This is a genomic window from Helicobacter sp. T3_23-1056 (genome assembly GCF_053654535.1).
In genome coordinates, this window is the sequence record NZ_JBSIUU010000062.1 from 1 (window position 1) to 2,682 (window position 2,682).

Below are 2,682 nucleotides of genomic sequence, written 5' to 3' on the forward strand. Positions count from 1 at the left end.
ATTAAGTTTGGTTTATGGAGGGAATCAAATCTTAGGTGTAGTCTTATTTGGGCTTAGGATTGACTTATGGAGGGGGTAAATCTTGGACTAAGGTTTATTTAGGCTAAGGCTTATTTGGGTTTGGGTTTGATTTATGTAGGGGGGCAAAACTTAGGATTTAGACTTGGCTTAGGCTTATTTAGGTTTTGGGTTTATGAAGGGTAAATCTTGGATTTGGACTTGATTTATGGAGAGGATTTCCCCCTCCCTTGCGGAGGGGGATAAAAGGGGGTGGGTAGATTCGTCATTGCGAGCGAACGCAGTGAGCGTGGCAATCCACAAAAAAATTTTGTCATACTGAGCGAAGCGAAGTATCTCTAAAAGCGCAAATAAATAGAGATATTTCGGGCTTTGCCCTCAATATGACAAAGAAAATGCCGTCATTACAGACAATGACTCTGCTTCCGTCATTGCGAGCGTTGCAACGCAACGCGTGGCAATCTATTTTGTTTTTTATTACAAAGTGGATTGCCACGAATCTGCAATTTTTGACAAAGTCGCAGATTCTCGCAATGACAAAATATCTTTTTCCAAATAAAAAAATACCCACCCCCTAGCCCCCTCCGCAAGGGAGGGGGAACAAAAAGAAAAAATCCACCTCGTGCTAAGGGAGGGGGAAATAACGCTGTCATTGCGAGCAAGTCGCAATACTTGCGTGGCAATCCACAAAAAAATTTTGTCATACTGAGCGAAGCGAAGTAACTCAAAGAGTTTATTCGTCATTGCGAGCGGATTTTGCATAAAATCCGCGTGGCAATCTATTTATTTAGTTTTTGTCAAAATCGTGTTTTTTTGGTATTTTCGCAGAAATAGATTACCACGCAAGTCTTGCGACTTGCTCGCAATGACGATGAGAGGGTGGATAGCCACGCGGAAAACTCGTGTGGTCTAGGTGTCTTTGTGCTGTGGTTGTGCTATTTAAGATTTTTTGGGCAACTCTTTGTGGCAACTCTTGGATTTTTGCATTTTTTATTTTTTTTATTGGCATTGTAAATATTGGCATTGCAAGATATTGTAAAGTCTTGCGAATTTTTACAAAAAATTTGCAAAAAAAATTGCATTACAAAGTGATTATCATACTAAAGGGCTTTAGCCCAAAATATCTCAAGGCGTTTTATTTGTCATTGCGAGATTCTAGGCTTTTTAACAAAAGCCTAGAATCGTGGCAATCCACAATTAAAAAAGCCAAATAACGCCTTTTTGTAATTTTTTGTTATAGATTGCCACGCAAGTCTTGCGACTTGCTCGCAATGACGGCGGGGGGTGTTGCTTTGTGAGTTGCTTCGGTTTTTGTAATAACTTAGTATGACAAATTATAGTGTTTGGATTGCCACGCATTAGATTTTGCTAAAAAATGCAAAATCTAATTGCTCGCAATGACTGCAATGCAAATTCTTTCAATAACAGGGTTTTCCCCTCCCTTAGCACGAGGGGGATTAAGGGGGGGGGGTTTTCCGTCATTGCGAGATTTTGCAACTTTGTCAAAAATTGCAAAATCGTGGCAATCTACACTCTTGTCATACTGAGCGAAGCGAAGTATCTCTAAAATGCAAAACTCAAACAGAGATATTTCGCGCTTACGCGCTCAATATGACAAAGAAAATTCCGTCATTGCGAGCGGATTTTGTATAAAATCCGCGTGGCAATCCATTTATTAGTTTTGTCAAAATCGTGTTTTTGGCATTTTATAGTGATAGATTGCCACGCGCAACAAGTTGCGCTCGCAATGACGGCAATGCAAACTCTTTCAATGACGGCAATGTAACTTTCAATGACAAAGTTGCAAATTCTCGCAATGACGACAACCACTCCGTCATTGCGAGCAAGTCGCAAGACTTGCGTGGTAATCCACAATGTAATACGGAATCAATAGATTGCCACGCGGATTTTATCAAATCCGCTCGCAATGACTGCAACGCAAAATCTCATCGTTACAAGAAAACCCACCCCCACCCAACGGGTTGCGAGGCGTTAGCTGAAGCAAAAACCCCCTCCGCAAGGGAGGGGGGACAAGAAGTATGCGAATCCGTAATGGGGTGGAAAATCCTGCCATTGCTAAAAATTGCATTGCTGTCATTGCGAGCGTGGCTACGCCACGCGTGGCAATCCAAAAAAGCCCCTCCCTTGCGGAGGTGGCTAGGGGGTGGGTAGATTCGTCATTGCGAGTGTGGCTTATGCCACGCAAGTCTTGTGTTTTGCTCACAATGACAGAAGTAGAATCATTGTCTGCAATGACGGAATTTTCTTTGTCATATTGAGCGCGTAAGCGCGAAATATCTCTGTTTGAGTTTTGAGGGTAAAAGATACTTCGCTTCGCTCAGTATGACAAGGATTTTTAGCGTAAGAAAAGTTGCCGTCATTGAAAGAATTTACATTGTCGTCATTGCGAGAATCTAGGCTTTTTTTAAAAAGACTAGATTCGTGGCAATCCACTCTACAATAAAAACAAAATAGATTGCCACGCATTAGATTTTGCTAAAAACGCAAAATCTAATTGCTCGCAATGACAAAAATGTCTTTTTCTAAATAAAAATACCCACCCCCTTAATCCCCCTCCGCAAGGGAGGGGGAACAACAAGGGAAAAATAGAAAAAAAATCCACCTCGTGCTAAGGTGTGGGGTTTTTATGTGGATTGCCACGCT

General features: G+C 41.6%; 8 protein-coding genes. 3 read left to right on the top strand and 5 right to left on the bottom strand.

Annotated elements, in window-relative coordinates; translation table 11 throughout:
- Window positions 1-331: 331 nt before the first annotated feature.
- From ACWIUO_RS13545 to ACWIUO_RS13555, 3 genes are all read right to left on the bottom strand, one after another.
- Window positions 332-514 (bottom strand): hypothetical protein, encoded by a 183-nt coding sequence (locus ACWIUO_RS13545; RefSeq protein ID WP_454178415.1) that lies wholly within the window; start codon window positions 512-514, stop codon window positions 332-334.
- Complete coding sequence (locus ACWIUO_RS13550) at window positions 496-780, bottom strand: hypothetical protein (protein ID WP_454178416.1); 285 nt, start codon at window positions 778-780, stop codon at window positions 496-498. The genes ACWIUO_RS13545 and ACWIUO_RS13550 overlap by 19 nt, the downstream gene beginning before the upstream one ends.
- Before the next feature lie 73 nt (window positions 781-853).
- Entirely contained in the window at window positions 854-1,027 is a 174-nt protein-coding gene (locus tag ACWIUO_RS13555) for a hypothetical protein (RefSeq protein ID WP_454178417.1), read from the bottom strand.
- Window positions 1,028-1,106: 79 nt separating this feature from the next.
- On the opposite strand from ACWIUO_RS13555, the gene ACWIUO_RS13560 reads away from it, so the two are divergent.
- Window positions 1,107-1,232 (top strand): hypothetical protein, encoded by a 126-nt coding sequence (locus tag ACWIUO_RS13560; RefSeq protein ID WP_454178418.1) that lies wholly within the window; start codon window positions 1,107-1,109, stop codon window positions 1,230-1,232.
- On the opposite strand, the gene ACWIUO_RS13565 is transcribed toward ACWIUO_RS13560, so the two are convergent.
- Window positions 1,216-1,377 (bottom strand): hypothetical protein, encoded by a 162-nt coding sequence (locus tag ACWIUO_RS13565; protein WP_454178419.1) that lies wholly within the window; start codon window positions 1,375-1,377, stop codon window positions 1,216-1,218. The genes ACWIUO_RS13560 and ACWIUO_RS13565 overlap by 17 nt on opposite strands.
- A gap of 16 nt (window positions 1,378-1,393) precedes the next feature.
- Between ACWIUO_RS13565 and ACWIUO_RS13570 the strand changes: the two genes are divergently transcribed.
- Both ACWIUO_RS13570 and ACWIUO_RS13575 read left to right on the top strand, forming a co-directional pair.
- On the top strand, window positions 1,394-1,585 hold the full coding sequence (locus ACWIUO_RS13570) for a hypothetical protein (protein WP_454178420.1): 192 nt from the start codon (window positions 1,394-1,396) through the stop codon (window positions 1,583-1,585).
- Between the two features lie 131 nt (window positions 1,586-1,716).
- Entirely contained in the window at window positions 1,717-2,190 is a 474-nt protein-coding gene (locus tag ACWIUO_RS13575) for a hypothetical protein (protein WP_454178421.1), read from the top strand.
- 48 nt (window positions 2,191-2,238) lie between these two features.
- Here the strand turns inward: ACWIUO_RS13575 and ACWIUO_RS13580 are convergent, their stop codons facing one another.
- The gene (locus tag ACWIUO_RS13580) at window positions 2,239-2,505 is read right to left on the bottom strand and encodes a hypothetical protein (protein WP_454178422.1); all 267 of its coding nucleotides are present in this window, start codon (window positions 2,503-2,505) and stop codon (window positions 2,239-2,241) included.
- Window positions 2,506-2,682 lie beyond the last annotated feature (177 nt).

Coding starts and splice junctions, on each gene's coding strand:
- ACWIUO_RS13550 (WP_454178416.1), bottom strand. CDS start 780: ATGCAAAATCCGCTCGCAATGACGAATAAACTCTTTGAGTTACTTCGC.
- ACWIUO_RS13555 (WP_454178417.1), bottom strand. CDS start 1,027: ATGCCAATAAAAAAAATAAAAAATGCAAAAATCCAAGAGTTGCCACAA.
- ACWIUO_RS13565 (WP_454178419.1), bottom strand. CDS start 1,377: ATGCGTGGCAATCCAAACACTATAATTTGTCATACTAAGTTATTACAA.
- ACWIUO_RS13570 (WP_454178420.1), top strand. CDS start 1,394: ATGCAAAATCTAATTGCTCGCAATGACTGCAATGCAAATTCTTTCAAT.
- ACWIUO_RS13580 (WP_454178422.1), bottom strand. CDS start 2,505: ATGCGTGGCAATCTATTTTGTTTTTATTGTAGAGTGGATTGCCACGAA.